The organism is Streptomyces neyagawaensis (assembly GCF_023516595.1).
Classification (GTDB): Bacteria; Actinomycetota; Actinomycetes; order Streptomycetales; family Streptomycetaceae; genus Streptomyces; species Streptomyces neyagawaensis.
In genome coordinates, this window is the sequence record NZ_JAMGBG010000267.1 from 1 (window position 1) to 330 (window position 330).

At 67.9% G+C, this 330-nt stretch carries 1 protein-coding gene; it reads right to left on the reverse strand.

Going from position 1 to position 330, the window contains the following annotated elements:
• Positions 1 to 330 (reverse strand): thiamine pyrophosphate-dependent enzyme (locus M8J73_RS44645; RefSeq protein WP_249829946.1); only part of this gene is annotated, 330 nt, incomplete at both ends.

Consider the following 330-nt stretch of genomic DNA (forward strand, 5'->3'; position numbering starts at 1 on the left):
TTGAGGTTGACGTTGCGGCGGAGGGCGTGGATGAGGTGGTTGCCGCCGATGGAGAGGGCGTCGCCGTCGCCGGTGACGACCCAGACGGACAGGTCGCGGCGTGAGGTGGCGAGGCCGGTGGCGATGGCGGGGGCGCGGCCGTGGATGGAGTGCATCCCGTAGGTGTCCATGTAGTACGGGAAGCGGGAGGAGCAGCCGATGCCGGAGACGAAGACGATGTTCTCCTTGGCGAGGCCGAGTTCGGGCATGAAGCCCTGGACGGCGGCGAGGATCGCGTAGTCACCGCAGCCGGGGCACCAGCGCACCTCCTGATCGGACTTGAAGTCCTTC